We start from the raw sequence: 1,275 nt of genomic DNA, 5'->3' as shown, positions 1-1,275 counted from the left end.
GGGCCTGCACGGGCACAGCTCCGCAAGCTTCGCCAGCAGCCAAAAACAACGGGGGAGAGGGAAGCTGGCCGGTCACCTGAGCCGCCCGACACCCCCACGTCTCTGCAAGGACAAAAACATGACCGCAGTAAGCAAAAAGACCGTGACCCTCGCGGACACGGAGGAAACCATCGACGGCGTGACCGTGCTGGGTGATTACCACATGAACGGCGGCTACGACTGGATGGAACTGATCGAAGAACACGGCTGGGCCGTGCTCTCCAGCTGGGGCTGTGACGGCTGGGACCTGGGCCAATGGCCCTACGTCATGGTCGCCATCACCCGCACGGCCGACAGCATCGGCAACCTGTTCGGCATCGCCACCTACTGCGAGGGTGACGTGACCTGCACCTACTACCGGACCAAGGCCCGGCTGTGGGACGCGATCACCGAGCAGGCGTTCGCCAGCTGGAAGAACGGGCAGGCCCAAGGCCCGGCAGACCTGCCCGAGGCCGCCGCCGAACTTCCCAGCCGGTACCGGATGCCCTATGCCGTGCGGGACGCCGCGTAACCAGCACTGAGAACCGCTGTACTGCCCGGCCGGAGCCGGGCAGTACAGCGCCAACAATCTTTCGAAGGAGCAAGCAATGAGTAACGACACCACGGCACCCAAGGGCATCACTGCCCTGGTCTACCGCGACGCCCTGGGCACGGACTTTTCCAACCGGGGAATCTCTTCCCGCGTCATGGAAGTAACTGTCATTGGCGAGGGCATCGACCCGGTGTTCGAGGCAACCGAGGAACGGCCCGCCGTCCGACTCGTCAAGAACGAGCACTTCCACCGCGAGACCGTGGTCCACGCCCAACCGGTCACGCCCGAAGACGAACCCGCCCCGTGGTACATGTTCGGCGGCACGTTCATCTTCAGCAGTGACGCCCGCTTCCGCCGCGCAGCCGGACATTATGGAGCCGTCCCGCTCCACGACCGCCGCGAATAGGACCGAGGGTGGCCGGTCTTCCGGGGCCGGTCACCGCTGGCGGTCCGCCGCCCGTGGCCGGCTTTGGTGGTGGTCGCCGGCGGCGGACCGCCAATCCCGCAACAGTCAGGTGCCGGGCGGCGGCCGCCGGCGGCAAACCGGAGCTGACAGCGTCGTGGGGTTGTCCGTGGAGCTGGCGGGTGGAAGGGCAGGCTCGCGGGGCTCGCCCTGGTTTCCGCTGCGCTCCAACCAGTTGACGGGCGTCCGCTGTCGCGGCCGGCTGTTGGGTCCAGGGCGTGCCGTCGCAGAGCTCCGGACC

General features: G+C 67.2%; 2 protein-coding genes. Both read left to right on the top strand.

Annotation, left to right across the window (positions count from 1 at the left end; translation table 11 throughout):
* The first annotated feature begins 118 nt into the window (after nucleotides 1–118).
* On the top strand, nucleotides 119–550 hold the full coding sequence (locus PUN71_RS23000) for a hypothetical protein (RefSeq protein WP_277800309.1): 432 nt from the start codon (nucleotides 119–121) through the stop codon (nucleotides 548–550).
* Between the two features lie 76 nt (nucleotides 551–626).
* Complete coding sequence (locus tag PUN71_RS22995) at nucleotides 627–977, top strand: DUF8317 domain-containing protein (RefSeq protein ID WP_277800308.1); 351 nt, start codon at nucleotides 627–629, stop codon at nucleotides 975–977.
* Nucleotides 978–1,275 lie beyond the last annotated feature (298 nt).

The sequence above is a fragment of the Arthrobacter sp. NQ7 genome, assembly GCF_029581595.2.
GTDB lineage: Bacteria > Actinomycetota > Actinomycetes > Actinomycetales > Micrococcaceae > Arthrobacter > Arthrobacter phenanthrenivorans_B.
This window is presented reverse-complemented; position numbering and strand designations above follow the sequence as displayed.